We start from the raw sequence: 23,014 nt of genomic DNA, 5'->3' as shown, positions 1-23,014 counted from the left end.
TAGGGAGGATAGAATTTATTGAAAAAAAGGATGATACGATTGACAGATAATCGCCCTATCGGATTTATTGATTCAGGTGTCGGCGGCTTGACTGTAGTAAAAGAAGCCCTGAAACAATTACCGAATGAAAATATTTTATTTGTAGGAGACACAGCACGCTGCCCATATGGCCCTAGACCCGCGGAACAGGTAATCCAGTATACTTGGGAAATGACGGATTATCTGGTGGAGCAAGGAATCAAGATGCTAGTGATTGCTTGCAATACCGCAACTGCGGTTGCTTTAGAAGAAATCAAAGCTGCTCTTTCTATTCCAGTCATCGGTGTGATCCTTCCCGGTACAAGAGCGGCAGTAAAAAAAACACAAAATAAACAAGTTGGCATTATCGGTACGATTGGTACGGTAAAAAGTCAAGCTTATGAAAAAGCATTGAAAGAGAAAGTGCCAGAATTGACTGTGACAAGTCTTGCTTGTCCCAAATTTGTTTCAGTTGTCGAAAGTAATGAATACCATTCATCTGTGGCAAAAAAAATCGTGGCAGAAACATTAGCTCCGTTAACGACTAAAAAAATCGATACATTGATTTTGGGATGCACCCATTATCCATTATTACGCCCCATCATTCAAAATGTAGTGGGTGAAAATGTTCAACTGATCGATTCTGGAGCAGAAACAGTAGGTGAAGTATCTATGCTACTCGATTATTTCAATTTGAGCAATTCACCGCAAAATGGACGGACATTATGTCAGTTTTATACAACAGGATCTGCTAAACTTTTCCAAGAAATAGCCGAAGACTGGCTTGGAATCGGACACCTAAATGTAGATCATATTGAATTAGGAGGAAATAAGGATGCGTCATGACGGGAGAAAAGCCCAAGAGCTTCGTAAACTGGAGCTTCAAACAAATGTTTTCAAATATCCAGAGGGATCGGTTGTGATCCGTTTTGGTGATACAACAGTTATTTGTTCTGCAACAGTAGAGGATTCTGTACCGCCCTTTTTGAGAGAAACAGGAACAGGGTGGGTAACTGCTGAATACAGTATGCTACCTCGAGCAACGAGTACGAGAAATCGTAGAGAAAGCAGCAAAGGGAAACTTTCTGGTAGAACAATGGAAATCCAGCGTCTTATTGGTCGCTCCTTGCGTGCAGTAATAGACTTGGAAAAGCTGGGAGAGCGTAGTATCATCATAGACTGCGATGTGATCCAAGCGGATGGCGGAACTAGAACAGCTAGCATCACTGGGGCATTCGTCGCGTTGAGACTAGCAATTGAAAAGCTTTTAAGAGAAAAGGAATTGTCAGAAGATCCAATTAAAGAGCATCTTGCTGCAGTTAGCGTAGGGATCTTGCCGGATGGGACTTGCGTGACAGATTTGGACTATCAAGAAGATTCCGCAGCACTTGTAGATATGAATCTCGTGATGACAGAATCAGGAAAATTCGTGGAGATTCAAGGAACTGGAGAAGAAGCAACGTTTGATGGAGAACAGTTGAATGAAATGCTCTTTTTTGGAAAAAACGCGATTGAAGATTTGATCAAAGAGCAAAAACATGCTTTGCTAACAGAATTTGCTCAAGATAATGAGCGGATAGAAGAAACAAAAACAATCATCATTGCGACAAGAAATCCAGGAAAAGCAGAAGAGTTTCGAAATATGTTCAAAGAAGCGGGATATCATGTAAAAACATTACTTGACTATCCTGAATTGCCAGATGTAGAAGAAACTGGCAGCACATTTGAAGAAAATGCCCGATTAAAAGCAGAAACGATTGCACAATTACTTGATCAACCAGTCTTAGCAGATGATTCAGGTTTGAAAGTGGATGCATTAGGCGGTATGCCAGGAATCTATTCTGCACGTTTTGCAGGGGAACAAAAAAGTGATGCGGGGAATAACGCCAAATTATTATATGAATTGACAGATGTACCAGATGAAAAAAGAACAGCACAATTCCATTGTACACTAGTATTCGCGGCACCAAAAAAAGATAGCCTTGTAGTAGAAGCGGAATGGCCCGGTCGAGTAGCCCGTATACCATCTGGCGAAAACGGCTTTGGGTATGATCCTTTATTTATCCCAGAAGGTAAGAAACAAACAGCAGCAGAATTATCGAGCGAAGAAAAAAACAAGATCAGTCATCGGGCTCAAGCAATGAAAAAATTGAGTGCCGAGTGGAAACAATGGCTGGAAGGAGAGAGATAGATGCGGTATTTAGTAGTAAGTGATAATCATGGGGACAGAGATATCCTCGTTGACTTAGTAGATCGCTATCGTTCTGAAGTGGATATCTTTTTCCATTGTGGTGATTCGGAATTAGAAGCTTCTGACCCATTATGGGATACATTCCAAGTGGTTCAAGGTAATTGTGATTATGGACCAGGATTCGAACAGAAAAAAGTGATCCAAACTGGTCAGGATACAGTATTCATGACTCATGGTCATTTATCGAATGTCCGATTTGGTTTGACACAGTTAGCAATCGAAGCTCGAGCTGCAAATGCCGATATGGTGTTTTTTGGTCATACCCATCAAATAGGCTGTGAGATGGATCAGAAAATCCTATTTTTGAATCCTGGAAGCATTTCTCAACCTAGAGGCCCGATCCAAATCCCATCATATGCTCTTATTGAAAGTTTAGATGACCAAATTTCTGTTCAATACTATAACCGTGCCCATCAGGCAGTTGAAGAGTTGGCCTTTTCTTTTTCGAGAGAGCGCTGAATAAAAAAACTCTAATTTTTAATAAAAATAAGCTTTATTTTGTGAATTTTGCATCCGGTTTCGGTAAAATAGTAGTGTTGAATGAAATAGAAATGGAGGCCATCAGATGATTGGACCTATAGTAAGAGAAATGCTGCTGGAAAATCAGGAAACGTTTTTGATTCCTGCAGAAAATGTGGCAAATGTTATGTATCATCATCCATTATCCCATGGTTTACTTGTCTTATCGAAGGTCGGTTATTCCAAAATTCCTGTATTAGGAAAAGATGATCACTTTGTAGGACTAGTAAGTTTATCAGATGTGGTCAATAAAATGATTGACTTGCAAACAATCAGCATGGATCCCTTAGAAGGACTAACAGTTGCTGATGTAACAGAAACGGATGTTCCGACGATTGATGAAAATTGGGAACTAGAAGAAGTACTCCATTTGTTAGTTGATTCGCCTTTTTTACCGGTTGTCACAGAAGAACGGGTTTTCAAAGGAATCATCACAAGGAAAGAGCTGCTTAAAGCCGTAAACTTCATGGTGCATGAATTAGAACGTCGCAATATATTGTCTCCAAAAATCGAAGAATTAAAAGAACAAATCGATATTGTGAGCTAAAGAACGAGAAACTGAAAGATAATCAAAAAATAAGTAGAAACAAAAACGTACCAGTTTTGACTTTATCTTGAAAAAGAGGCTGGGACAGAAGCGTTTAACTCCAAGGAATAAGCTGAAATTCACGAAAATTGCTTTTCAAATTTTTGTGAATTTCAGCTATTTCCGAAGGATTTGCTTCTACTTCCGCCGTTTATACGTGTTTAGAGCGTGGGACAAAAGTGTTCTTTACTTTTGTCCCACGCTCTTTTTAGTGAGATCCGTTGCATCGTTTGACCAAATTATTTTCCGACAGCAATTGGACTGTTCGGAATCGTGAACCCAGAAGCTGTCAATTCTTTGACATAGGAGCTCAAAAACTCTTCTTTTAAGGCATATTGTTTTCCGTTCAATGCGTAGCAGACCGTACGAATAGCAAAATTACTATTACCAAGATCCACTAAACCAAATATGGAAGGTTCAGTTTGAAGCTCTTCTTGGTATTTTTCAGCTAATGTATGATTTACTCGATCAATGATCTCATAGATTTTGTCATATCCTTCTTCAGGAACGATCCGGATATCTAAAAGTACTTGCATATTTGCACGAGAAAGATTGCTGATCGTGGTGATGTTTCGATTCGGGATGAAATGGACAGTACCATCCGTTGCTTTTAGCTGAAGGGTACGGATACCAACAGATACGACGGTTCCTTCAATCGTTAAGTTTGCTAACTTGATGTAGTCTCCAACATCCATCTGTTGTTCCATGATAATAAAAAATCCGGTAATAACATCACTCATGAACCCTTGGGCACCAAGACCAATCGCCACACCTGCAATTCCGGCACCAGCCAAAAGTGATCCGATCGGTACACCGATAGCAGATAAAATTGCATAGATAAAGAAGAAACCAAGGGTATAATGAAAAATAGTATTTAAAAGACTATGTAAAGTCTTTAAGCGGCTCTCGTTTAGAATGGCTTTTTTAGAATACTGATTAAAAGACTTATCAATCAGATATTTTCCCACACGGTGAAGAATCCAAAAAAGGATGATCAAAAAAACCAGATATAAACTTTTTTGGATAAAGGCAGCCAAAATAGCGTCCCAATCAATCCCGTCCCAAAACCGCTGAAACGCATTTACTTTGCTGACAGCTTGATCTGTCAATGTCTCGCCAGAAGAGTCTGTCGTACCGGCAGTTGCTAATAATGAAAACATAAAATCCTCTTTTCTAAAATTTGATTCTTTCTGTATTGTACCAAGAAGTTTTCAAAAAAGGAAATAGCAAAAATAACTATAATGAAGGAAAAAAGCTGAAAATAAAATGACAAACAATATGGATAATGATAAAATGTGGAGAAAATAACGAAGGTGGTAAATATATGCAAATCGATTGGAATAATTTAGGATTTTCTTATATCAAAACTCCTTGGCGTTTCATTGCCAAATGGAAAGACGGACAATGGGAAGAAGGGGAATTGACAGAAGATAATTACCTGACGATTCATGAAGGCTCTCCAGCGCTTCATTATGGTCAGCAATGTTTTGAAGGTCTAAAAGCTTATCGTCGAAAAGACGGGAAGGTCAATCTCTTTCGACCTGAACAAAATAGTCGTCGGATGAATCAAAGTGCTAGACGCTTGCTGATGCCGATGGTCCCTGAAAAAATGTTCGTTGATGCTGTTAAGCAAGTGGTAAAAGCAAATGAAGCTTTCGTGCCTCCGTATGGAACAGGCGCTACATTATACTTGCGTCCTTTACTGATTGGGGTCGGTGAAAACATCGGTGTCCATCCTGCTCCAGAATACTTATTTATCGTCTTCTGTACGCCAGTAGGAGCGTATTTCAAAGGTGGGCTAAAACCAACGAACTTTATTGTATCTGATTACGATCGTGCTGCTCCTAAGGGAACTGGCGCAGCAAAAGTCGGCGGAAATTACGCAGCAAGTTTACTTCCAGGAACAGAAGCAAAAGAACTGGATTACTCAGATTGTGTTTATCTTGATCCAGCCACACACACGAAAATCGAAGAAGTAGGGGCAGCAAATTTCTTTGGGATTACGAAAGACGGAAAATTCATCACCCCGCAATCGCCATCTATCTTACCAAGTATCACGAAATATTCTTTGCTGCAATTAGCTGAAGAACGACTAGGACTTCAAGCAATAGAAGGAGATATTTTCATTGATGATCTAGATCAATTTGCAGAAGCTGGTGCATGTGGTACAGCGGCTGTTATTTCTCCAATCGGCGGGATTTATCACAATAACAACCTGCATGTATTTTATAGCGAAACGGAAGTAGGACCAGTAACAAAGCGGTTGTATGATGAATTGACAGGTATTCAATTCGGGGACATAGAAGCACCAGAAGGCTGGATTGAAGTCGTGGAATAATTTCAAAGTAATAAGTTGAAAAAACGTAAAAAAGAAAAAATCAGGAAGAGACTTTAAAAAGTTTTTTCCTGATTTTTATATGTTTTGCTTTAAAGAATGCAACAAAAGGATTATGAAAGATGGACACCTTTGTCAACGTAGATAATATCACCGATGATTCCGCTGGAAAGAGGACTAATCAAGAAAGCACAAACATTACCGACTTCTTCGATCGTTACACCTTGCTGATCAGGCGTACGAGATTCAGATAACTGGATAAGTTTTTGATAGTCTTTAACCCCTGTAACAGCTAATGTTTTGATTGCTCCAGCTGAAATACCATTGACTCGGATGCCTTTAGGTGAAAACTCAGCTGCCAAATAACGGATAGCTGCTTCAAGAGAAGCTTTCGCGATACCCATCATGTTATAATTCGGGATTGCGCGCTCTGAACCTAGATAAGTCATGCTAACGATTCCGCTATTTGGTGCAAGAAACGGTTGTGCGTATTTTGATACAGCAATCAAAGAGTAGCTACTGATATCTTGAGCTAATTGATAGCCGTCTCTGGAAATATCAGACACATTTCCAGACAATTCTTCTTTGTTGGCGTAAGCAACTGCATGGACAAGGCCGTGGATCTCTCCAGCATATTCACCGATGGCATTCATTGCTTTTTCGATGCTTTCGTCGCTAGAAACATCACATTCTACAGTGAATGCTTCTTCGCCGACCAATTTGACTAATGATTTTTTCATTCGTTCATTTTGGTAAGTATAGATAATCTCTGCCCCTTGTTTCAACATTGCTTCAGCGCACCCCCAAGCAATGCTTTTTTTGTTAGCGACGCCCATGATGACGATTTTTTTTCCTTCTAGAAATGACATAATGACTCTCCTTTGTTTCTGATAAAAATTTGATAGTCGTAAAAAATAGAAAATAATAGCTAAAATAACTTCTTGATTTCTTAATTATTAGTCAAAATGTTTTGATTGTCAAACTATTTTTTCTTAAATTAAAAAAAGATTGCTAAATATTTAGGAATATGATACTTTGATAGTCAAAGTAATGAAAATGGCAATTGCCTGAAAGAAGGAGTTTAGTTATGTCTTACGTATTATCTGCTACTGAAGTAATGGACTTGATCCCTAATCGTTATCCTATTTGTTATATTGATTATGTAGATACATTAGAACCAGGAAAAAAGATCGTGGCGACAAAAAATGTAACGATCAATGAAGATTTTTTCCAAGGTCACTTTCCTGACAATCCAGTGATGCCGGGTGCGTTGATCCTAGAAACACTGGCACAAGCAGGTTCGATTCTTATCCTAAAATCAGAAGAGTTCCTAGGAAAACGAGCTTATATAGGTGGAATCAATAAGGCCAAATTCCGTCAAAAAGTTGTTCCAGGAGATGTACTGAAATGTCATTTTGAAATCACCAAAATGAAGGGGTCAGTCGGTACAGCGTTATCTGCAGCATATGTAGATGATAAAAAAGTCTGTGAGTGTGAATTCACGTTCATCGTCAACCAAAATGCTTGATCATAAAAAAGTTGCTATAGAAAAATAGAAGGATGCTTACCTGCTTTTTTATGTAAAAAGAAGACGTCTGAATCTAGCACATTTTGTCATATTTGCTAGATTCAGACGTTATTTTTATGTTCTGTTTATTTTGCTTCTTGCAGTATATTGATTTTATCAATTTTTACTTCTTCTTTTGGTTTGTCTGAACTATCTGTTTCGACATTTGCAATAGCATCCACGACATCCATTCCTTCAATCACTTGACCGAAGACAGTGTACTGACCATCAAGGGAAGGATAACCGCCGTTTTTATAAGCATCGATAATCGCTTGAGGGTAATCATCTTTTAAAAGACCATCATGCATGTCATCTGAATTTTGAACGATAAAGAACTGGCTGCCGTTACTATTAGGATCTTGTGAGCGAGCCATAGATAACGCACCTCTTATATTGTAAAGGTGGTTGTTAATCTCTGTCTCAAATCCTTCTCCCCAAATGCTTTCGCCTCCAGTGCCATCGCCTTTAGGATCGCCGCCTTGGATCATGAAATCTTTGATGACGCGGTGAAAAGTCAAGCCATTATAGTAACCATCTTTTGCGTGTGTCATAAAGTTTTCAACTGCTTTAGGTGCATATTCAGGGAATAATTTGATTTTGATTGTGCCTTTATTTGTCACCATTTCGACCAAATCTTCATTTTCAGCTACATCTTTCGTCAATTGTGGCAATTCCAATGCATTCAAATCGACACTACTGGCAGTTGTACTTTCCGCAGTGGATGTACTCTTTGAACTTTCAGCGGATGAACTAGGAGAAGTCGTACTGTTTGCGGAACAACCAGCAAACAATAATGCTGCAGCTAAACTAATACTTAAAATAACTTTATTTTTCTTCATAACTATTCCTTTCCAATTTACTATTTTGTTATCTTTAATGATAACAAAATAGAGGAGAAATACCTACTTAAATTATTGGAATTTATCATTTATTTTAAAAGAAAAAGAAAAGGTGTAGACCATTTGTCTTGTCTTTGCTATAATGTAAGTGGATACAAAAACGAAAAGATGCAGGAGGAAATGGTAATATGGGAAAATTAGGAATCTCGATTTATCCAGAACGATCAACATTTGAAAAGGACAAAGCGTACTTGGATTTAGCTCATAAGTATGGGTATAAACGGGTTTTTACCAGTTTACTGCAAATCAACGACGACAAAGAAAAAGTTCTTTCAGAATTTAAAGAAGTAGTTGATTATGCGAATAGCCTAGGCATGGAAGTAATGGTGGATATCAATCCAGCGTTATTTGAACAGTTGGAGATTTCTTACGATGACTTATCTTTTTTCCATAAGATGGGTGCCTATGGAGTTCGCTTAGATATCGGGTTCACCGGAGCAGAAGAAGCAAAAATGACGCGTAATCCTTTCGGTATCAAAATCGAGATCAATATGAGTTCGGGCACGAATTATGTTGACAACATCATGAGTTATTCGCCAAACACGGATAATTTATTAGGTTCTCATAATTTTTATCCTCATCGATATTCTGGTTTAGGCTACGACCATTTTGTTTTTTGTTCAGAAAAATTTAGAAAATATAATTTGAATACGATGGCGTTCGTCAATTCGCAATCCGCTGAGTTTGGCCCTTGGCCTACACAAGATGGCTTGTGCACACTAGAAGACCACCGAGACCTTGAGATTGCTACACAAGTGAAGCATTTGATCCTTACAGGGCTGATTGATGATATTTCTATTGGAAATGCGTATGCAAGCGAAGAAGAATTGAAAGAAATGGCAGAAGCTTTTAATGCAGATTATCCAACATTGAAAGTAGATACGGAAGAAGGGATTACAGAAAACGAACGAATCTGCTTATTTGACAACCTCCACAGTTATCGAGGAGATCGCTCAGAGTATATCCTTCGTTCGACGATGACTCGTGTATATTATAAAGAAAAAGATTTTCCACCTCATAATACGCGAGATATGCATCATGGTGATGTGCTGATTGATAATGATGGGTATGGTCAATATAAGGGAGAAACACAAATCGCCTTGAAGGACATGAAAAATGACGGTCGGGTCAATGTTGTAGGAAGAATTTCTGATGACGAACTGTTCCTCCTTGACTTTTTGAAACCTTGGTCAAGCTTTAAATTAATTGAAAATAAAAAATAGATAATGAGTTGCTGCAGAAATAATCCGCTAGAAATAGCCAGTTATTTCTGCTTTTTTATTTTGTTTTTTTATAGGTTATAAAAATGAACATTGCATAGTAGAGATTCTTTGATTATACTAATTCAAGGTTAGATGAAAAAAGAGAAATGAGATGGATAATTTATGAAACTTTGGATGAAAATCCTTCTAGGCGTTGCCCTAGTTCTAATCATTGCGCTATTGTTTGCAGGGAATTATTTTTATAATTATGCTGTCGTGCCGTCTGAGAAAGACTTTTTAGATGAAGATACACCAGGTACAACACAGACATCCAAAGAAACGGATGCACATAAGTGGTTTAGTTCAAAAGAGAACCGAAGCAATTGGACAATCACTTCGAAAGACGGTCTGAAATTATCAGCGATTTATCTTCCTGCTGAAACGAAAAGTGAAAAAACAGCTCTAGTTGCTCATGGCTACATGGGAGATGCTGAAACGATGACCAATTATGCAAAGATGTTCCATGATATGGGCTACAATGTCCTTGTTCCTGATGCAAGAGGGCATGGAAAAAGCGAAGGGGATTATATTGGATTTGGATGGCCAGAGCGTAAAGACTATGTGCAGTGGATCAACAAAGTGTTAGAAGAAAATGGAAACTCGCAAGAAATCGTTCTGTATGGTGTCAGCATGGGGGCAGCAACTGTCATGATGACTAGCGGAGAAAAATTACCAAATAACGTAAAAGCAATTATTGAAGATTGCGGTTATTCTTCTGTCCATGATGAGCTTGCGTATCAGCTAGACGATATGTTTAGTCTTCCAGCATTTCCGCTTATGCAAGTAACGAGTCTAGTAACAAAAGTCCGTGCCGGCTACTTTTTCGGTGAGGCAAGTGCAGTGGATCAATTGAAGAAAAACCAGCGTCCAATGCTATTTATACATGGAGACGCAGACACATTTGTACCATTTGAAATGTTGGATAAGGTCTATCGTGCAACGAAGGGACCAAAAGAAAAGTATGTTGTAAAAGGAGCCGAGCATGCGGAAGCATACAAGACAGATCCTGAAAAGTATCAGCAAGTAGTCCAACAGTTTTTAAGCCAATATGTTCATTGAACTAGTTTAAATGCAAGAGGATAAAAAGAAACAAGCCATTGACTGGACCCAGTCAATGGCTTGTTTTATTGTTTGATTTATTAAATTACAAGTTAGCGAATTTTTCTAGTAAGCGAATCATTTGGCAAGTGAATCCGTACTCATTGTCATACCATGCAACAGTTTTGACAAGTTGGAAATCACCAGCAGTTGTTACTTCTGTTTGGGTTGGGTCAAAGATCGATCCTTGAGTTGTGCCAATGACATCGCTAGAAACGATTTGACGGTCATCATACCCAAATGAAGGATTGTCAACTGTGTGTTTTTTGATTGCTTCATTTACTTGATCAGCAGTTACTTTGGTTTTCAATACTGAAACTAATTCAGTTAATGAACCATCAACGACTGGAACACGTTGCGCATGTCCTTGTAATTTTCCTTGTAACTCAGGGATAACTAAGCCGATTGCTTTTGCAGCACCAGTAGAATGTGGAATAGTGTTGTCAGCAGCTGAACGAGCAGCACGTAAATTACCGCCTCTTACTGGTCCATCTAACAGCATTTGGGTTGAAGTGTAGGCATGGACTGTTGTCATTGTACCAACTTCGATCCCAAATTCATTATTCAAGAAATAAGCCATAGGTGCTAAACAGTTTGTTGTACATGAACCTGCTGAGATGATTCGGTCGTTTTCATCTAATGTATCATCATTGACGTTATAGACGATGGTTTTCATTGCACCAGCTGGGGCAGAAATAACTACTCGTTTGACACCAGCATCTAAATGTGCTTTTGCTTTTTCTTCAGATGTATAAAAACCAGTACATTCTAGTACGATATCTACACCGTTTTCTTTTACCCAAGGGATTTTGCTTGCGTCGGGTTCTGCATAAACACGCGTTGCTTCGCCATCCACTACGATTGAGTCTTCTGTTGCAGTAACTGTGCCAGGATAAGTACCGTGAGTAGAGTCAAATTGCAATAATTGTGCCAACATAGTTGGACTTGTTAAGTCGTTGATTGCTACTACTTCAATATCATCTGATACTTCTTTGATGCGGCGGAAAGCCAGACGGCCGATACGCCCAAATCCGTTAATACCTACTTTTACTGTCATATCAAAAGTTCCTCCTTTATTAGGGGTGCTATGAAACGGCATCCTCAATTAATACAATTAATACACTGTTATTCTGCTACGCAAAGCATATTTTGTCAAAAAATTATACTCGATAGCAGAAAAATGGTTGGAAACCTTACCAAATAATAAAAAAAGAAGAAGGCAATCAATCTTTTTGCTGAAATGATAGACAAAAACAGATTTCACCGATAAAATAAGGAAGACTTTTGTTTATTGTGGAAATTCAGGCAGTCAAATAAATAAATTGAATAATAGGAGGACTTAATTATGTCCATGTTTTTAGATCAAGTAACGATCGATGTGAAAGCTGGCAAGGGCGGAGACGGAATGGTTGCATTTCGTCGCGAAAAATACGTTCCTGACGGCGGACCGGCTGGTGGAGACGGTGGTCGTGGCGGTGATGTCATCTTGGTCGTCGATGAAGGTTTGCGTACATTGATGGACTTTCGTTTTAATCGCCATTTCAAAGCGCAGCCAGGTGAAAATGGAATGAGTAAAGGGATGCACGGCCGTGGTTCAGAAGATACCTATGTGAAAGTACCGCAAGGAACCACTGTCCGAGATGCAGAGACTGGTGCTCTTTTAGGAGACTTAATTGAAAATGGTCAAACACTAGTTGTGGCGAAAGGGGGACGTGGCGGACGAGGAAATATTCGGTTTGCCTCTCCTCGGAACCCTGCACCGGAAATTGCTGAAAACGGGGAACCAGGACAAGAACGAAAAATCGAACTGGAATTGAAAGTATTGGCAGACGTTGGGCTTGTAGGCTTTCCATCTGTTGGAAAATCGACTTTGCTATCGGTGATTTCATCTGCTCGTCCAAAGATCGGCGCTTATCATTTCACGACACTAGTCCCTAACTTGGGAATGGTTACTACAAGTGATGGCAGAAGTTTTGCCGCAGCAGACTTGCCAGGGTTGATTGAAGGAGCTTCGCAAGGTGTTGGGCTAGGTACACAATTCCTTCGTCATATCGAAAGAACGCGAGTTATTTTACATGTGATCGATATGAGTGGGATGGAAGGACGAGATCCTTACGAAGACTATCTTGCCATCAACAAAGAATTATCTACTTACAACTTACGCTTGTTAGAGCGTCCGCAAATCATCGTGGCTAACAAAATGGATATGCCGGATGCACAGGAAAACCTATTGAAATTCAAAGAACAGCTGAACAAGGAAAAAGAAGACGAATTCGCTGATGATATCCCAGTATTTCCAATCTCTGGAGTGACTCGACAAGGATTGGATGCGTTATTGAATGCTACAGCAGACTTGTTAGAAGTAACGCCAGAATTCCCATTGTACGAGGAAGAACTGGAAGAAGAAACTGTACACTATGGATTCAATCCAGAAGGTCCTGAGTTCCAAATCGATCGTGATTCAGATGCAACGTGGATCTTATCCGGTGAGAAGATCGAAAAATTATTCCAAATGACGAATTTCGATCATGATGAAACGGTAATGCGTTTTGCTCGTCAATTACGTGGTATGGGTGTGGATGAGGCACTTCGAGCACGTGGGGCGAAAGATGGCGACCTTGTCCGTATCGGTGAATTTGAATTTGAATTTGTCGAATAGGCAAACAAATAAAAACAAATACCAAAAAATATAGTTTCAAATCTAAGGGGAGTATGGCTGAGGCCATTCTCCTTTTTTATTAGGTAGAAAAGAGTGCTTTTCTTTTCTTATTTTACAATTAAAGGTAAAATAAATAACAAGAAGGTATGAAAGGGGCGTTTTCAATGAGCAAGCGAGTAATCATTTTAAATTTTCAAGTAGAAAGCCAAGCATATCAGGCATTTTCAGAAATCAAAAAACTCCATGCTGTTCGTTCGATCAAAGGAGAACAGATGGCCGTTGTCAGCCATGATCCCAATGGAACCCATCAATTCAAAATAGAAGATTTTATCGACTTTACTGGTAATAACAAATCTTCTACTGGTGGGTTGATTGGTATGTTGGTTGGCGTATTAGGTGGGCCGCTAGGGATTCTATTAGGATGGTTTGCTGGAGGGATGATCGGTGCGACACAAGATGCAAAAGAAATAAAAGATGCTCAGACTGTGTTCGACTTTGTAGGAAATAAAATCGGTGAAGGAGCTACAGGACTGATTTTGATTGCGGATGAAGAAGACAATCGTCCATTGAATCAATTAGTGATGATGGAATTAGGCGGAGAAATCACCCGTTTGGATTATGAAGATGTCGAAAAAGATGTGCATGATGCGAAGGAAGCCGAAAAGCAGGCGAAAGAAGCTGCCCAAAAGACTTGGGAGGACAAACATCCGCAATCTTCCGATGACAATGAGAGTTCCGAATCTTCAAATTAATAAAAACAGCAGAGAATCTCAAAAGGATTCGCTGCTGTTTTTACAATGGAGTTTAAAGAAAACGTTATCACAGAAGAACATTATTTTTATTTGAAGCCTTTCTCGACTTACGGTTGATTATCCTATCTTTTTCCCCTAAAATTAAAGAGGAACTTAAAGAAAGTCAGGTAGATTATGGAATTACAATTTTTAGGAACAGGCGCAGGTGTTCCTGCAAAACATAGAAATGTGACAAGCATAGCATTGAAACTTTTAGACGAACGTAATGAAGTTTGGTTATTCGACTGTGGTGAAGGCACGCAAATGCAGATTTTGCGAACGACTATCCGTCCGAGAAAAATCGGAAAAATTTTCATTACACATTTACACGGCGATCATATTTTTGGGCTTCCTGGACTCATCAGCAGCCGTTCATTTCAAGGTGGGGATACGCCATTAGAGATTTACGGGCCAAAAGGGATAGAGGAATACATAAAAGTCTCTTTAGGCATTTCGCAAACACGGTTAAGTTATCCGCTGAAATTCATCGAGTTAAATGAAACAGACCCGATTTTTACTGATCAGCAATTTTCTGTTTATGCAAAAAAACTAAATCATGGAATCGACAGTTTCGGTTATCGTGTGGTTGAACATGATCATAAAGGAGAATTGCAGGTGGATCGTCTGAAAGAATTAGGCATTCCCGCTGGACCACTGTACGGCAAGCTAAAGCAAGGGGAAACGGTCCAACTAGAAGATGGTCGGACGATCAATGGAAAAGATTTCGTAGGCCCAAATAAAAAAGGGCGGATCGTGACTATTTTGGGGGACACGAGAAAAACACATAATTCTGTTGTGCTTGCGGAAAACAGTGATATTCTGGTACATGAAAGCACATTTAATAAAGATGAAGCAAGAATGGCGCATAACTATTTCCATTCCACGACTCATCAAGCTGCTGAAGTAGCAAAAGAAGCGCAGGCAAAACGGTTGTTGCTTACTCATATCAGTGCAAGATATTTAGGAAAAGCAGCTCTAGAGCTTGAAAAAGAAGCAAAAGAAGTGTTTGAAAACACAACGATCATGAAAGATTTTGATAGCATTGAGATACCATTTCGTGAGGAGGATGAGGCATGAATTTAGAAGATAAAGTTGTTTTAGTAACAGGTAGTTCAGGTGGTCTAGGCGCGCAAATCTGTTATGAAGCAGCAAAGCAAGGAGCAATCGTTATAAGTTGCGCACGAAGAATGGCATTTGTAGAAGGTGTCAGAGACGAGTGCAGACGCTTGAGTGGCAAAGAGGCTTATGCTTTCAAAGTAGACGTCAGCGATCCTTATAGTGTGGATGAACTATATGAAAAAGTAATGGAAGAAGTTGGACGTGTCGATATTCTGGTAAACAATGCTGGTTTTGGTATTTTCGAGGACTTCCTTACATTCGATCTCGGAAAAGCGTACGATATGTTTGAAGTCAATATCTTAGGAATGATGGTTTTGACACAAAAATTTGCGATCAATATGGCAGAAAGAAGACAAGGACATATTATTAATATCGCCTCAATGGCTGGGAAAATGGCAACTGCAAAATCAACGGTTTATTCTGCCACGAAATTTGCAGTCCTTGGCTTTTCCAACGCCTTGCGATTAGAATTGAAACCACTTGGTGTAGCTGTTACGACAGTAAATCCAGGTCCAATCGAGACAGATTTCTTTGACAAGGCTGATCCAAGCGGAAGCTATTTGGAAAAAGTCGGGCAAATCGTTTTAGAACCTACTAAGTTGGCAAAAATGATTGTCCGCAATATGAGACATCCAAAACGGGAAATCAATCAACCGTTTATTTTAGAAGTTGCATCAAAATTTTATACGCTGTTTCCAACGATTGGTGATTATTTAGCCAGCGGAATTTTTAACAAAAAGTAGGTGGAGGAATTGAAAAAGCAAAGCAATGTGATTCTTGGATTTATCTTAGTTTTGATTATTGTTCTTTTTGCTGTATTGAACAATAAAAATGTCCCTGTAAGTTTTGGCTTCACTTCCTTTTCTGCACCGTTGATCTTAGTGATCATCGGTTCTGCGCTGATTGGTGCACTGATCGTATTCTTGACTGCTTCGGCAACACTATGGCAGCAAAAAAAGCAAATCAAGCAGCTGACTCAGGAAATATCAGAATACCAAACAGATCTGCAAAAGAAAATTGAAGAAGCAAAAGAAGAACAGCAACGCGAGTTTAGAAACGAACGCGCGGAGTTGGAAGCTGCTTACCAGGCGGAATTACAAGCGAAAACAACACAAATCAGTCAATTGAAAGCGCCGGAAGAACAAAAAACGCAAGTACCAAAACAAAGCTTCAATTATTTTGACTAATAGGGATATTTCATAAATGGTCGTATAAAAGATCGGGTCTTGCTGAACATCAGTCTAGCGGATCTGATCTATTTTTATTCTTTCTTTCTGCTTTTTTTTGCTGATTTCCTTTGCTATAATAACTAAGTTAGGAGTGAGAAAGTGAGACAAGCAAATTTTGATTGGAAGTTAAGCGAGACAGAGCCTTCTGAATCCTTTCTCCAAATGATCCGTGAACTGAAATTATCTCCATTTGTCGGTAAGTTACTGTGGCAAAGAGGTTACCATGAGGAAGAGGATATCAACCGATTTTTACATCCAAAGGAACAAGAACTACATGATCCGTATCTGATGCACGATATGGATAAAGCAATCAGTCGAATACAAGAAGCTGTAATCAGTGGAGAAAAAATCCTCGTTTACGGTGATTATGATGCAGACGGAATCACCAGTGCAACGGTAATGAAAGAAACACTGGAATTACTTGGCGCAGAAGTAGAAGTATTTTTGCCAAATCGATTTGAGCACGGGTATGGACCAAATCGATCGGTATACCAAGAAAAGATCGAAAAAGGCATCCAGTTGATTATCACTGTTGATAACGGGGTAGCAGGAAATGATGCAGTAGCATATGCTCAGCAAGCTGGTGTAGACGTGATCATTACAGACCATCACGAACTACCTGAGAAATTACCAGACGCCTATGCGATTGTTCATCCTCGTCATCCAGCGGGGCAATATCCATTTCCAGATCTGGCAGGAGTCGGAGTAGCATTCAAAGTAGCTTCTGCATTGTTGGAAGAACCACCTGCAGAATTTTTGGATTTAGTAGCGATAGGAACAATCGCCGATTTAGTTTCATTGACTGATGAGAATCGAATCCTTGTTTCATTAGGAATCGATGCCATCCATCATTCAGAACGGATAGGACTTCAGGCACTGTTTGAAGAAAGCGGCATAAAAATGAGGGATGCAGACGAAACAACGATCGGCTTTTCGATTGCGCCCAGACTAAATGCCATTGGTCGAATGGGTGACCCGCGACCTGCCGTTTCATTGCTTGCAACGTTTGACGAAGAAGAGGCATCCATTCAAGCAAAAAAATTGAATGAAATCAATGAAGAAAGAAAAGCAATCGTAGAGCAGATAACAGAAGAAGCATTAGCAATGGTCAATAAGGAGAATCATATCCATCTATTGGTAAACCGAGGATGGCATGAAGGTGTTTTAGGTATTGTTGCTGGAAAAATAATGAACGAAACTGGTAAACCAACGCTTGTTCTTACTTTAAAAGAAGACGGATCAGCTAAAGGTTCTGGACGTAGTGTTGAAGCCTTGAACCTTTTTGAAATGCTTGACCAGATGCGGGATCTATTTACTTATTTTGGAGGACATCATGCAGCAGTCGGGTTAACGATGCCAAGTGAAAATGTCACAATACTACAGGAAAAGATGAACCAATATATAGTCGATTGTCAAATCGATTTGACAAGAGGACCTGAATTAAGAATTGATGAAGTGCTACTTCCGAATGAAGTAACAGTAGAGCGTATTGATGAACTAAAATTATTAGCGCCATTTGGTACAGATAATCCTTTACCTCAATTTTTATTTCGGCAAGTCCAAGCAGCGAATGTCAAAAAAATCGGAGCAAACCAACAGCATCTGAAATTTGTCCTTTCCGATGAATCTAGTCAGCTTGATGCGGTCGCTTTTGGTTTTGGAACTCAAGAAGAAGAACTGCTGAATAATCTAGTAGATGTAGTAGGAAAGCTTTCGATCAATGAATGGAATGGACGTAAGAAACCACAACTGATGGTATCTGATTTTGCAGTAGGTGGTCTGCAGGTATTTGATTGGCGGGCAAAACGTTTCCGTGAACAGAGCCGAACATCTGAAGACAGTCTTTATTTAGCTTTTGATTCTTCGACATTGAAATTCGTGCCGGAGCGCATCCAAGAAACGGCGATTGTTTTCGAAGGAATGGACTTTATACACGCAGTAATTGAAAAAAGAAAACCGAAATCTCTGGTTATTATGGATTGTCCAGATGATTTAGCAAAGCTGAAAGAAGTCTTTGGGTCTTATTCATTCAATCGTGTTTATCTGATGGGGATTTCACCTGATGAGGCTTATTTGAATGGGGTAGGCACAAGAGAACAGTACGCAAAATTGTTTAAATTGATCCATTCTCAAGAACGAATAGATATACGTCATAAAATAAAAGCAGTAGCTCAATATTTGCGTATCCCTGAAAAATTATTAATTTTTATGATACAGGTGTTTTTTGAATTGAAATTTGTTACAATAGAGAACGGTGTTTTACAAAAAGTCGCCAGCCCAGAAAGTCATCCTTTGACTGAGAGCAAATTATACCAGCGGCGGCTAAATAAAATCAAAGTTGAGGAATTTTTGCTTTTGAGCGATATTCCTACCATAAAGAAATGGTTAACAACCTAGGAGGAAACAAAGAGTGGATTTAAAAGATTATATTGCCAGTATTCCCGACTATCCGTCAAAAGGAATTGTGTTCAGAGATATTTCCCCGCTGATGGCAGATGGTGATGCTTATCGGGAAGCTACGAAGCAAATCGTAAATTATGCAAAAGAAAAACGAATTGATATGGTAGTTGGACCAGAAGCACGTGGGTTCATCGTAGGATGTCCTGTTGCTTATGAGTTAGGAGTCGGTTTTGCACCAGTCCGCAAAAAAGGAAAATTACCTCGAGAAACCATCGAAGTGACTTATGGATTAGAATATGGAACAGATACATTGACATTGCATAAGGATGCCATTAAACCAGGTCAGCGTGTGCTGATTTGTGACGATTTGCTGGCTACAGGTGGAACGATCAAAGCGACAATCGAACTGATCGAACAATTAGGTGGTGTAGTCGTAGGCTGCGCATTTTTAATCGAATTGATGGATCTCCATGGACGCGACAAAATCAAAGGATACGACATTATTACATTAATGGAATATTAAGCAGAAAAAGCGATTTATGATTTATAATTTATAAAGAAGCGATTTTGAAGCGACCCTCAAAAGTCAGATAGGCACTCTGACGCTTGAGGGTCGCTATTTTTTTATAAATGGAGCCAGTCAAAGTCCAGTAAAAGTTCGAAAAAAAGGATGTGACCATTTTTTGTCACACCCTCGTAAAAGTTTAACTTTTTGTCTTTTGAACAATTAGCAGTCAATCCTCATTATGATTGCCTGGATCTGTAGTAGGGTTCATGATAGAAATGATCTTCATGAATTCTGCGCCGCTCAGATTGACGGTACTTCTTTTCATCCCACAACATGAACCACAAAGTAAATAACGGAACAAACACAAGTAAAGCTGGACGTATGCCGAAATTACCAATAATAATACCTAAAAACAAAACAGTTAATACTAAGCCAAGACGTCTCATTGATTTCATGAATTCTCACCTCGTTAATTTATGCGAACAATTGTTCGTGTATTTAGTATACGAATATTTGTTCGGTTTGTAAAGAGGGAAGCGATAAAAATTTGAAAGAAGAAGAACTTGGGCGAAAAAAGAGTTTGAGACAATGGTCTCAAACTCGGTTTTAAAAAATTTCTTTTTTAGTACTAATTAATAGATATGACTACGATAAAGCCCTACTACTCGTCCTAATATAGATACTTGATCTAAAATGATTGGTTCGAGTAAGTCGTTTTCAGGTTGAAGACGGAAGTAGTTTTTTTCTTTATAGAATCGTTTGCAAGTCGCTTCATCCTCTGCAGTCATTGCAATGACGATATCACCGTTTTGTGCAGTTTCCTGCTTCCGAACGATCACGTTGTCGCCATCCAAAATTCCAGCATTGATCATACTATCTCCACGAATCGTCAGCATAAAGAGACTGCCTTCTTCAGAAGAAAGATTAGGAGGGATCGGAAAGAAGTCCGAAGCATCCTCTACTGCTAAAATTGGTTCTCCAGCTGTTACTACGCCAAGTACTGGAATAGTTGTTGGACGAATCCCAATCTTTTCTAAACCTTGTTTTGTCAACTCGATTGCACGAGGTTTCGTCGGATCTCTTTGGATAAACCCTTTTTTTTCAAGCCGTGCAAGATGACCGTGAACAGTAGAAGTAGAAGAAAGCTGAACAGCTTCCCCGATTTCACGGACAGTTGGCGGGTATCCTTTTTGGGTTACTTGTTCATGGATATAACGTAAGACTTCAATTTGTCTTGATTCAGTTTGTCGGGCCACAAGGTACACCTTCTTTCACTTGATAAATAAATAGTACCATATAAAAAGCGCTAAATCAAACGAATGTTCGTATTTTATTTAGTTTATCTAGTTGTTTTTTTTTCAGTTTTTATATAATATGAAGGAGAGTAAAAGGAGGGCTGAGCATGCTGTCACCTGAAAAAATAGAGCGGATCAATGAACTTGCACGTAAAAAGAAGGAAAATGGTCTCTCGAAAGCCGAAGAACAAGAACAAATCAACTTGCGTAAAGAGTATTTGGAAGCTTTTCGTTCCGGTATGCGTCATCATATCGAAGGAATGAAAATCGTCGATCCTGAGGGCAATGACGTGACCCCGGAAAAATTAAAAGAAATCCAAAAGAAAAAAGGCTTACACAACCGAAATGACAACTTTTAGTAAAAAATACTGAAAATGATTGCTTTTTCGTTTGACATCTTATAGAATGAGAGTGTAAGAAATAAAGGTAAAAAAAACCTAAATTAATAGGAGGGGTTATTTTGTTTGACAAAATTGACCAACTTGGCGTTAACACAATTCGTACATTAAGTATTGAAGCAGTCCAAAAAGCAAACTCAGGACATCCTGGATTGCCGATGGGCGCAGCACCTATGGCATATGCGTTATGGACAAAACACCTGAAAGTAAATCCAACGACATCGAAAAATTGGGCTGATCGCGACCGTTTCATTCTTTCAGCAGGACATGGGTCAGCAATGTTATATAGTTTACTTCATTTAGCTGGCTATCAAGTGACAATTGATGATTTGAAACAATTCCGTCAATGGGATTCTAAGACACCGGGACATCCTGAAGTCCATCATACAGATGGTGTAGAAGCTACTACAGGCCCATTAGGCCAAGGAATTGCAATGGCTGTTGGTATGGCGATGGCAGAAGCACATCTTGCAGCCACTTATAACAAAGAAAACTTCAACGTAATGGATCACTATACGTATGCAATTTGTGGGGATGGAGACTTGATGGAAGGAGTCTCTCAAGAAGCAAGTTCGATGGCAGGTCATATGAAGTTAGGTAAATTAATCGTTTTATATGATTCAAACGATATTTCATTAGATGGTCCAACTTCAAAAGCGTTCACAGAAAATGTTGGTGCTCGTTATGAAGCATATGGCTGGCAACATATCTTAGTGAAAGACGGAAATGACCTAGAAGCAATCTCTAAAGCGATTGAAGAAGCAAAAGCTGAAACAGATAAACCAACGTTGATCGAAGTAAAAACAGTCATCGGCTACGGTGCTCCTAAAGAAGGAACATCTGCTGTTCATGGTGCTCCTCTTGGTGAAGATGGTATCAAGATGGCTAAAGAAGTTTACGGATGGGATTATCCAGACTTCACTGTTCCCGAAGAAGTAGCTGCCCGCTTCCATCAAACAATGATAGAAGAAGGACAAAAAGCTGAAGATGCGTGGAATGAAATGTTTGCCAATTATAAAAAAGCTTATCCTGAATTAGCACAACAATTTGAAGATGCCTTTGATGGAAAACTGCCAGAAAACTGGGATGCAGAATTGCCAACTTATGAAGTGGGAAGCAGTCAAGCAAGCCGTGTTTCAAGTAAAGAAGTCATCCAAGAATTATCGAAAGCTATACCAAGTTTCTGGGGTGGTTCAGCAGATTTATCAGGTTCCAATAATACAATGGTAGCTGCTGATAAAGATTTTACTCCTGAACATTATGAAGGACGTAACATCTGGTTTGGCGTTCGCGAATTTGCGATGGCTTCGGCTATGAATGGTATCCAACTTCATGGCGGAACTCGTATCTATGGCGGAACATTCTTTGTCTTTGTCGATTACCTAAGACCAGCTGTTCGTTTAGCAGCGATTCAACATACGCCTGTTGTTTACGTTTTGACACATGACTCCGTTGCTGTCGGAGAAGACGGACCAACACACGAACCGATTGAACAATTAGCTTCTGTTCGTTGCATGCCTGGTGTCCAAGTGATTCGTCCAGCAGACGGAAATGAAACACGTGCTGCTTGGAAAGTGGCGATGGAGACTACTGATGCGCCTACTATCCTTGTATTGAGCCGCCAAAACCTTCCTGTATTGCCTTCTACAAAAGAAGTAGCAGATGAAATGGTCAAAAAAGGCGCATACGTTCTTTCTCCAGCTAAAGGAGAAACACCAGAAGGTATTTTGATTGCAACTGGCTCTGAAGTTGATTTAGCCGTGAAAGCTCAAAAAGAATTGGCAGAAAACGGGAAAGATGTTTCTGTTGTCTCTATGCCAAGCTTCGACCTGTTTGAAAAACAATCTTCTGAATACAAAGAAAGCGTACTTCCTAAAGCAGTGAAGAAACGCGTGGCGATCGAAGCTGCTGCATCATTCGGATGGGAACGCTATGTGGGTACAGAAGGAACAACGATTACCATCGATCATTTCGGTGCATCTGCTCCTGGTGCTAAAATTTTAGAAGAGTTTGGATTTACAGTAGAAAATGTTGTGAATACGTACAATCAATTATCATAGACACCAATCATTGTTTGAAT

General features: G+C 39.4%; 23 protein-coding genes. 17 read left to right on the top strand and 6 right to left on the bottom strand.

Annotated elements, in window-relative coordinates; translation table 11 throughout:
• Window positions 1–30 precede the first annotated feature (30 nt).
• The 4 genes from racE to cbpB all read left to right on the top strand — a co-directional run bounded on the left by racE (window position 31) and on the right by cbpB (window position 3,335).
• The gene (racE, locus tag OZZ83_RS01960; protein WP_002316225.1) at window positions 31–864 is read left to right on the top strand and encodes a glutamate racemase; all 834 of its coding nucleotides are present in this window, start codon (window positions 31–33) and stop codon (window positions 862–864) included.
• Complete coding sequence (gene rph, locus OZZ83_RS01955) at window positions 854–2,209, top strand: ribonuclease PH (protein WP_002309406.1); 1,356 nt, start codon at window positions 854–856, stop codon at window positions 2,207–2,209. The genes racE and rph overlap by 11 nt, the downstream gene beginning before the upstream one ends.
• Window positions 2,210–2,728, top strand: a complete 519-nt coding sequence (locus OZZ83_RS01950; protein ID WP_002309405.1) for a metallophosphoesterase — start codon at window positions 2,210–2,212, stop codon at window positions 2,726–2,728.
• 106 nt (window positions 2,729–2,834) lie between these two features.
• Window positions 2,835–3,335 carry a cyclic-di-AMP-binding protein CbpB gene (gene cbpB / locus OZZ83_RS01945; RefSeq protein ID WP_002309404.1) on the top strand — a complete coding sequence of 167 codons (501 nt, stop codon included), beginning with the start codon at window positions 2,835–2,837 and terminating at the stop codon, window positions 3,333–3,335.
• A gap of 278 nt (window positions 3,336–3,613) precedes the next feature.
• Here the strand turns inward: cbpB and OZZ83_RS01940 are convergent, their stop codons facing one another.
• Entirely contained in the window at window positions 3,614–4,534 is a 921-nt protein-coding gene (locus tag OZZ83_RS01940) for a mechanosensitive ion channel family protein (protein ID WP_002313813.1), read from the bottom strand.
• 125 nt (window positions 4,535–4,659) lie between these two features.
• Between OZZ83_RS01940 and OZZ83_RS01935 the strand changes: the two genes are divergently transcribed.
• Entirely contained in the window at window positions 4,660–5,712 is a 1,053-nt protein-coding gene (locus OZZ83_RS01935) for a branched-chain amino acid aminotransferase (RefSeq protein ID WP_278023278.1), read from the top strand.
• A gap of 110 nt (window positions 5,713–5,822) precedes the next feature.
• On the opposite strand, the gene fabI is transcribed toward OZZ83_RS01935, so the two are convergent.
• Window positions 5,823–6,578: an enoyl-ACP reductase FabI gene (gene fabI / locus OZZ83_RS01930; RefSeq protein ID WP_002309397.1), complete on the bottom strand. Its 756-nt coding sequence runs from the start codon at window positions 6,576–6,578 to the stop codon at window positions 5,823–5,825.
• Window positions 6,579–6,796: 218 nt separating this feature from the next.
• Between fabI and fabZ the strand changes: the two genes are divergently transcribed.
• Window positions 6,797–7,237 (top strand): 3-hydroxyacyl-ACP dehydratase FabZ, encoded by a 441-nt coding sequence (gene fabZ, locus OZZ83_RS01925; protein ID WP_002309395.1) that lies wholly within the window; start codon window positions 6,797–6,799, stop codon window positions 7,235–7,237.
• Between the two features lie 125 nt (window positions 7,238–7,362).
• On the opposite strand, the gene OZZ83_RS01920 is transcribed toward fabZ, so the two are convergent.
• Window positions 7,363–8,115: a peptidylprolyl isomerase gene (locus OZZ83_RS01920; RefSeq protein ID WP_002313811.1), complete on the bottom strand. Its 753-nt coding sequence runs from the start codon at window positions 8,113–8,115 to the stop codon at window positions 7,363–7,365.
• 188 nt (window positions 8,116–8,303) lie between these two features.
• Between OZZ83_RS01920 and OZZ83_RS01915 the strand changes: the two genes are divergently transcribed.
• On the top strand, window positions 8,304–9,398 hold the full coding sequence (locus OZZ83_RS01915; RefSeq protein ID WP_002309391.1) for a DUF871 domain-containing protein: 1,095 nt from the start codon (window positions 8,304–8,306) through the stop codon (window positions 9,396–9,398).
• A 162-nt stretch (window positions 9,399–9,560) separates the two neighbouring features.
• Window positions 9,561–10,496 (top strand): alpha/beta hydrolase, encoded by a 936-nt coding sequence (locus OZZ83_RS01910; RefSeq protein WP_002344193.1) that lies wholly within the window; start codon window positions 9,561–9,563, stop codon window positions 10,494–10,496.
• 85 nt (window positions 10,497–10,581) lie between these two features.
• Here OZZ83_RS01910 and gap read toward each other — a convergent pair whose 3' ends face one another.
• Window positions 10,582–11,592 carry a type I glyceraldehyde-3-phosphate dehydrogenase gene (gene gap, locus OZZ83_RS01905; protein WP_002309387.1) on the bottom strand — a complete coding sequence of 337 codons (1,011 nt, stop codon included), beginning with the start codon at window positions 11,590–11,592 and terminating at the stop codon, window positions 10,582–10,584.
• Window positions 11,593–11,880: 288 nt separating this feature from the next.
• On the opposite strand from gap, the gene obgE reads away from it, so the two are divergent.
• The 7 genes from obgE to OZZ83_RS01870 all read left to right on the top strand — a co-directional run bounded on the left by obgE (window position 11,881) and on the right by OZZ83_RS01870 (window position 19,256).
• Window positions 11,881–13,194 carry a GTPase ObgE gene (gene obgE / locus OZZ83_RS01900; RefSeq protein ID WP_278023279.1) on the top strand — a complete coding sequence of 438 codons (1,314 nt, stop codon included), beginning with the start codon at window positions 11,881–11,883 and terminating at the stop codon, window positions 13,192–13,194.
• A gap of 164 nt (window positions 13,195–13,358) precedes the next feature.
• Complete coding sequence (locus tag OZZ83_RS01895) at window positions 13,359–13,946, top strand: hypothetical protein (RefSeq protein ID WP_002309384.1); 588 nt, start codon at window positions 13,359–13,361, stop codon at window positions 13,944–13,946.
• Between the two features lie 174 nt (window positions 13,947–14,120).
• Window positions 14,121–15,062 (top strand): ribonuclease Z, encoded by a 942-nt coding sequence (gene rnz / locus OZZ83_RS01890; RefSeq protein WP_002344194.1) that lies wholly within the window; start codon window positions 14,121–14,123, stop codon window positions 15,060–15,062.
• Window positions 15,059–15,847 carry an SDR family NAD(P)-dependent oxidoreductase gene (locus OZZ83_RS01885; protein WP_002309381.1) on the top strand — a complete coding sequence of 263 codons (789 nt, stop codon included), beginning with the start codon at window positions 15,059–15,061 and terminating at the stop codon, window positions 15,845–15,847. Before rnz ends, OZZ83_RS01885 begins: the two co-directional genes overlap by 4 nt.
• Window positions 15,848–16,291, top strand: coding sequence for a lipopolysaccharide assembly protein LapA domain-containing protein (locus tag OZZ83_RS01880; RefSeq protein ID WP_002309380.1), 444 nt, complete (start codon window positions 15,848–15,850; stop codon window positions 16,289–16,291).
• 141 nt (window positions 16,292–16,432) lie between these two features.
• Window positions 16,433–18,730 (top strand): single-stranded-DNA-specific exonuclease RecJ, encoded by a 2,298-nt coding sequence (gene recJ, locus OZZ83_RS01875; RefSeq protein WP_167779330.1) that lies wholly within the window; start codon window positions 16,433–16,435, stop codon window positions 18,728–18,730.
• 13 nt (window positions 18,731–18,743) lie between these two features.
• On the top strand, window positions 18,744–19,256 hold the full coding sequence (locus OZZ83_RS01870) for an adenine phosphoribosyltransferase (protein WP_002295813.1): 513 nt from the start codon (window positions 18,744–18,746) through the stop codon (window positions 19,254–19,256).
• Between the two features lie 221 nt (window positions 19,257–19,477).
• Here OZZ83_RS01870 and OZZ83_RS01865 read toward each other — a convergent pair whose 3' ends face one another.
• Together OZZ83_RS01865 and lexA are read right to left on the bottom strand one after the other, a co-directional pair.
• Entirely contained in the window at window positions 19,478–19,696 is a 219-nt protein-coding gene (locus OZZ83_RS01865; RefSeq protein ID WP_002297436.1) for a hypothetical protein, read from the bottom strand.
• Window positions 19,697–19,873: 177 nt separating this feature from the next.
• Window positions 19,874–20,497 carry a transcriptional repressor LexA gene (gene lexA / locus OZZ83_RS01860; protein ID WP_002309378.1) on the bottom strand — a complete coding sequence of 208 codons (624 nt, stop codon included), beginning with the start codon at window positions 20,495–20,497 and terminating at the stop codon, window positions 19,874–19,876.
• Window positions 20,498–20,643: 146 nt separating this feature from the next.
• On the opposite strand from lexA, the gene OZZ83_RS01855 reads away from it, so the two are divergent.
• Window positions 20,644–20,895 carry a DUF896 family protein gene (locus OZZ83_RS01855; RefSeq protein ID WP_002309377.1) on the top strand — a complete coding sequence of 84 codons (252 nt, stop codon included), beginning with the start codon at window positions 20,644–20,646 and terminating at the stop codon, window positions 20,893–20,895.
• A gap of 101 nt (window positions 20,896–20,996) precedes the next feature.
• Window positions 20,997–22,994 carry a transketolase gene (gene tkt, locus OZZ83_RS01850; RefSeq protein ID WP_002309376.1) on the top strand — a complete coding sequence of 666 codons (1,998 nt, stop codon included), beginning with the start codon at window positions 20,997–20,999 and terminating at the stop codon, window positions 22,992–22,994.
• Window positions 22,995–23,014: the final 20 nt, after the last annotated feature.

The organism is Enterococcus sp. E5-162 (assembly GCF_035725965.1).
GTDB lineage: Bacteria > Bacillota > Bacilli > Lactobacillales > Enterococcaceae > Enterococcus_B > Enterococcus_B lactis.
This window is presented reverse-complemented; position numbering and strand designations above follow the sequence as displayed.

Bases quoted from the DNA above. Each gene is read 5' to 3' on its own strand.
- racE (WP_002316225.1), top strand. From the start codon at position 31: ATGATACGATTGACAGATAATCGCCCTATCGGATTTATTGATTCAGGT.
- rph (WP_002309406.1), top strand. From the start codon at position 854: ATGCGTCATGACGGGAGAAAAGCCCAAGAGCTTCGTAAACTGGAGCTT.
- OZZ83_RS01950 (WP_002309405.1), top strand. From the start codon at position 2,210: ATGCGGTATTTAGTAGTAAGTGATAATCATGGGGACAGAGATATCCTC.
- cbpB (WP_002309404.1), top strand. From the start codon at position 2,835: ATGATTGGACCTATAGTAAGAGAAATGCTGCTGGAAAATCAGGAAACG.
- OZZ83_RS01940 (WP_002313813.1), bottom strand. From the start codon at position 4,534: ATGTTTTCATTATTAGCAACTGCCGGTACGACAGACTCTTCTGGCGAG.
- OZZ83_RS01935 (WP_278023278.1), top strand. From the start codon at position 4,660: ATGATAAAATGTGGAGAAAATAACGAAGGTGGTAAATATATGCAAATC.
- fabI (WP_002309397.1), bottom strand. From the start codon at position 6,578: ATGTCATTTCTAGAAGGAAAAAAAATCGTCATCATGGGCGTCGCTAAC.
- fabZ (WP_002309395.1), top strand. From the start codon at position 6,797: ATGTCTTACGTATTATCTGCTACTGAAGTAATGGACTTGATCCCTAAT.
- OZZ83_RS01920 (WP_002313811.1), bottom strand. From the start codon at position 8,115: ATGAAGAAAAATAAAGTTATTTTAAGTATTAGTTTAGCTGCAGCATTA.
- OZZ83_RS01915 (WP_002309391.1), top strand. From the start codon at position 8,304: ATGGGAAAATTAGGAATCTCGATTTATCCAGAACGATCAACATTTGAA.
- OZZ83_RS01910 (WP_002344193.1), top strand. From the start codon at position 9,561: ATGAAACTTTGGATGAAAATCCTTCTAGGCGTTGCCCTAGTTCTAATC.
- gap (WP_002309387.1), bottom strand. From the start codon at position 11,592: ATGACAGTAAAAGTAGGTATTAACGGATTTGGGCGTATCGGCCGTCTG.
- obgE (WP_278023279.1), top strand. From the start codon at position 11,881: ATGTCCATGTTTTTAGATCAAGTAACGATCGATGTGAAAGCTGGCAAG.
- OZZ83_RS01895 (WP_002309384.1), top strand. From the start codon at position 13,359: ATGAGCAAGCGAGTAATCATTTTAAATTTTCAAGTAGAAAGCCAAGCA.
- rnz (WP_002344194.1), top strand. From the start codon at position 14,121: ATGGAATTACAATTTTTAGGAACAGGCGCAGGTGTTCCTGCAAAACAT.
- OZZ83_RS01885 (WP_002309381.1), top strand. From the start codon at position 15,059: ATGAATTTAGAAGATAAAGTTGTTTTAGTAACAGGTAGTTCAGGTGGT.
- OZZ83_RS01865 (WP_002297436.1), bottom strand. From the start codon at position 19,696: ATGAAATCAATGAGACGTCTTGGCTTAGTATTAACTGTTTTGTTTTTA.
- OZZ83_RS01855 (WP_002309377.1), top strand. From the start codon at position 20,644: ATGCTGTCACCTGAAAAAATAGAGCGGATCAATGAACTTGCACGTAAA.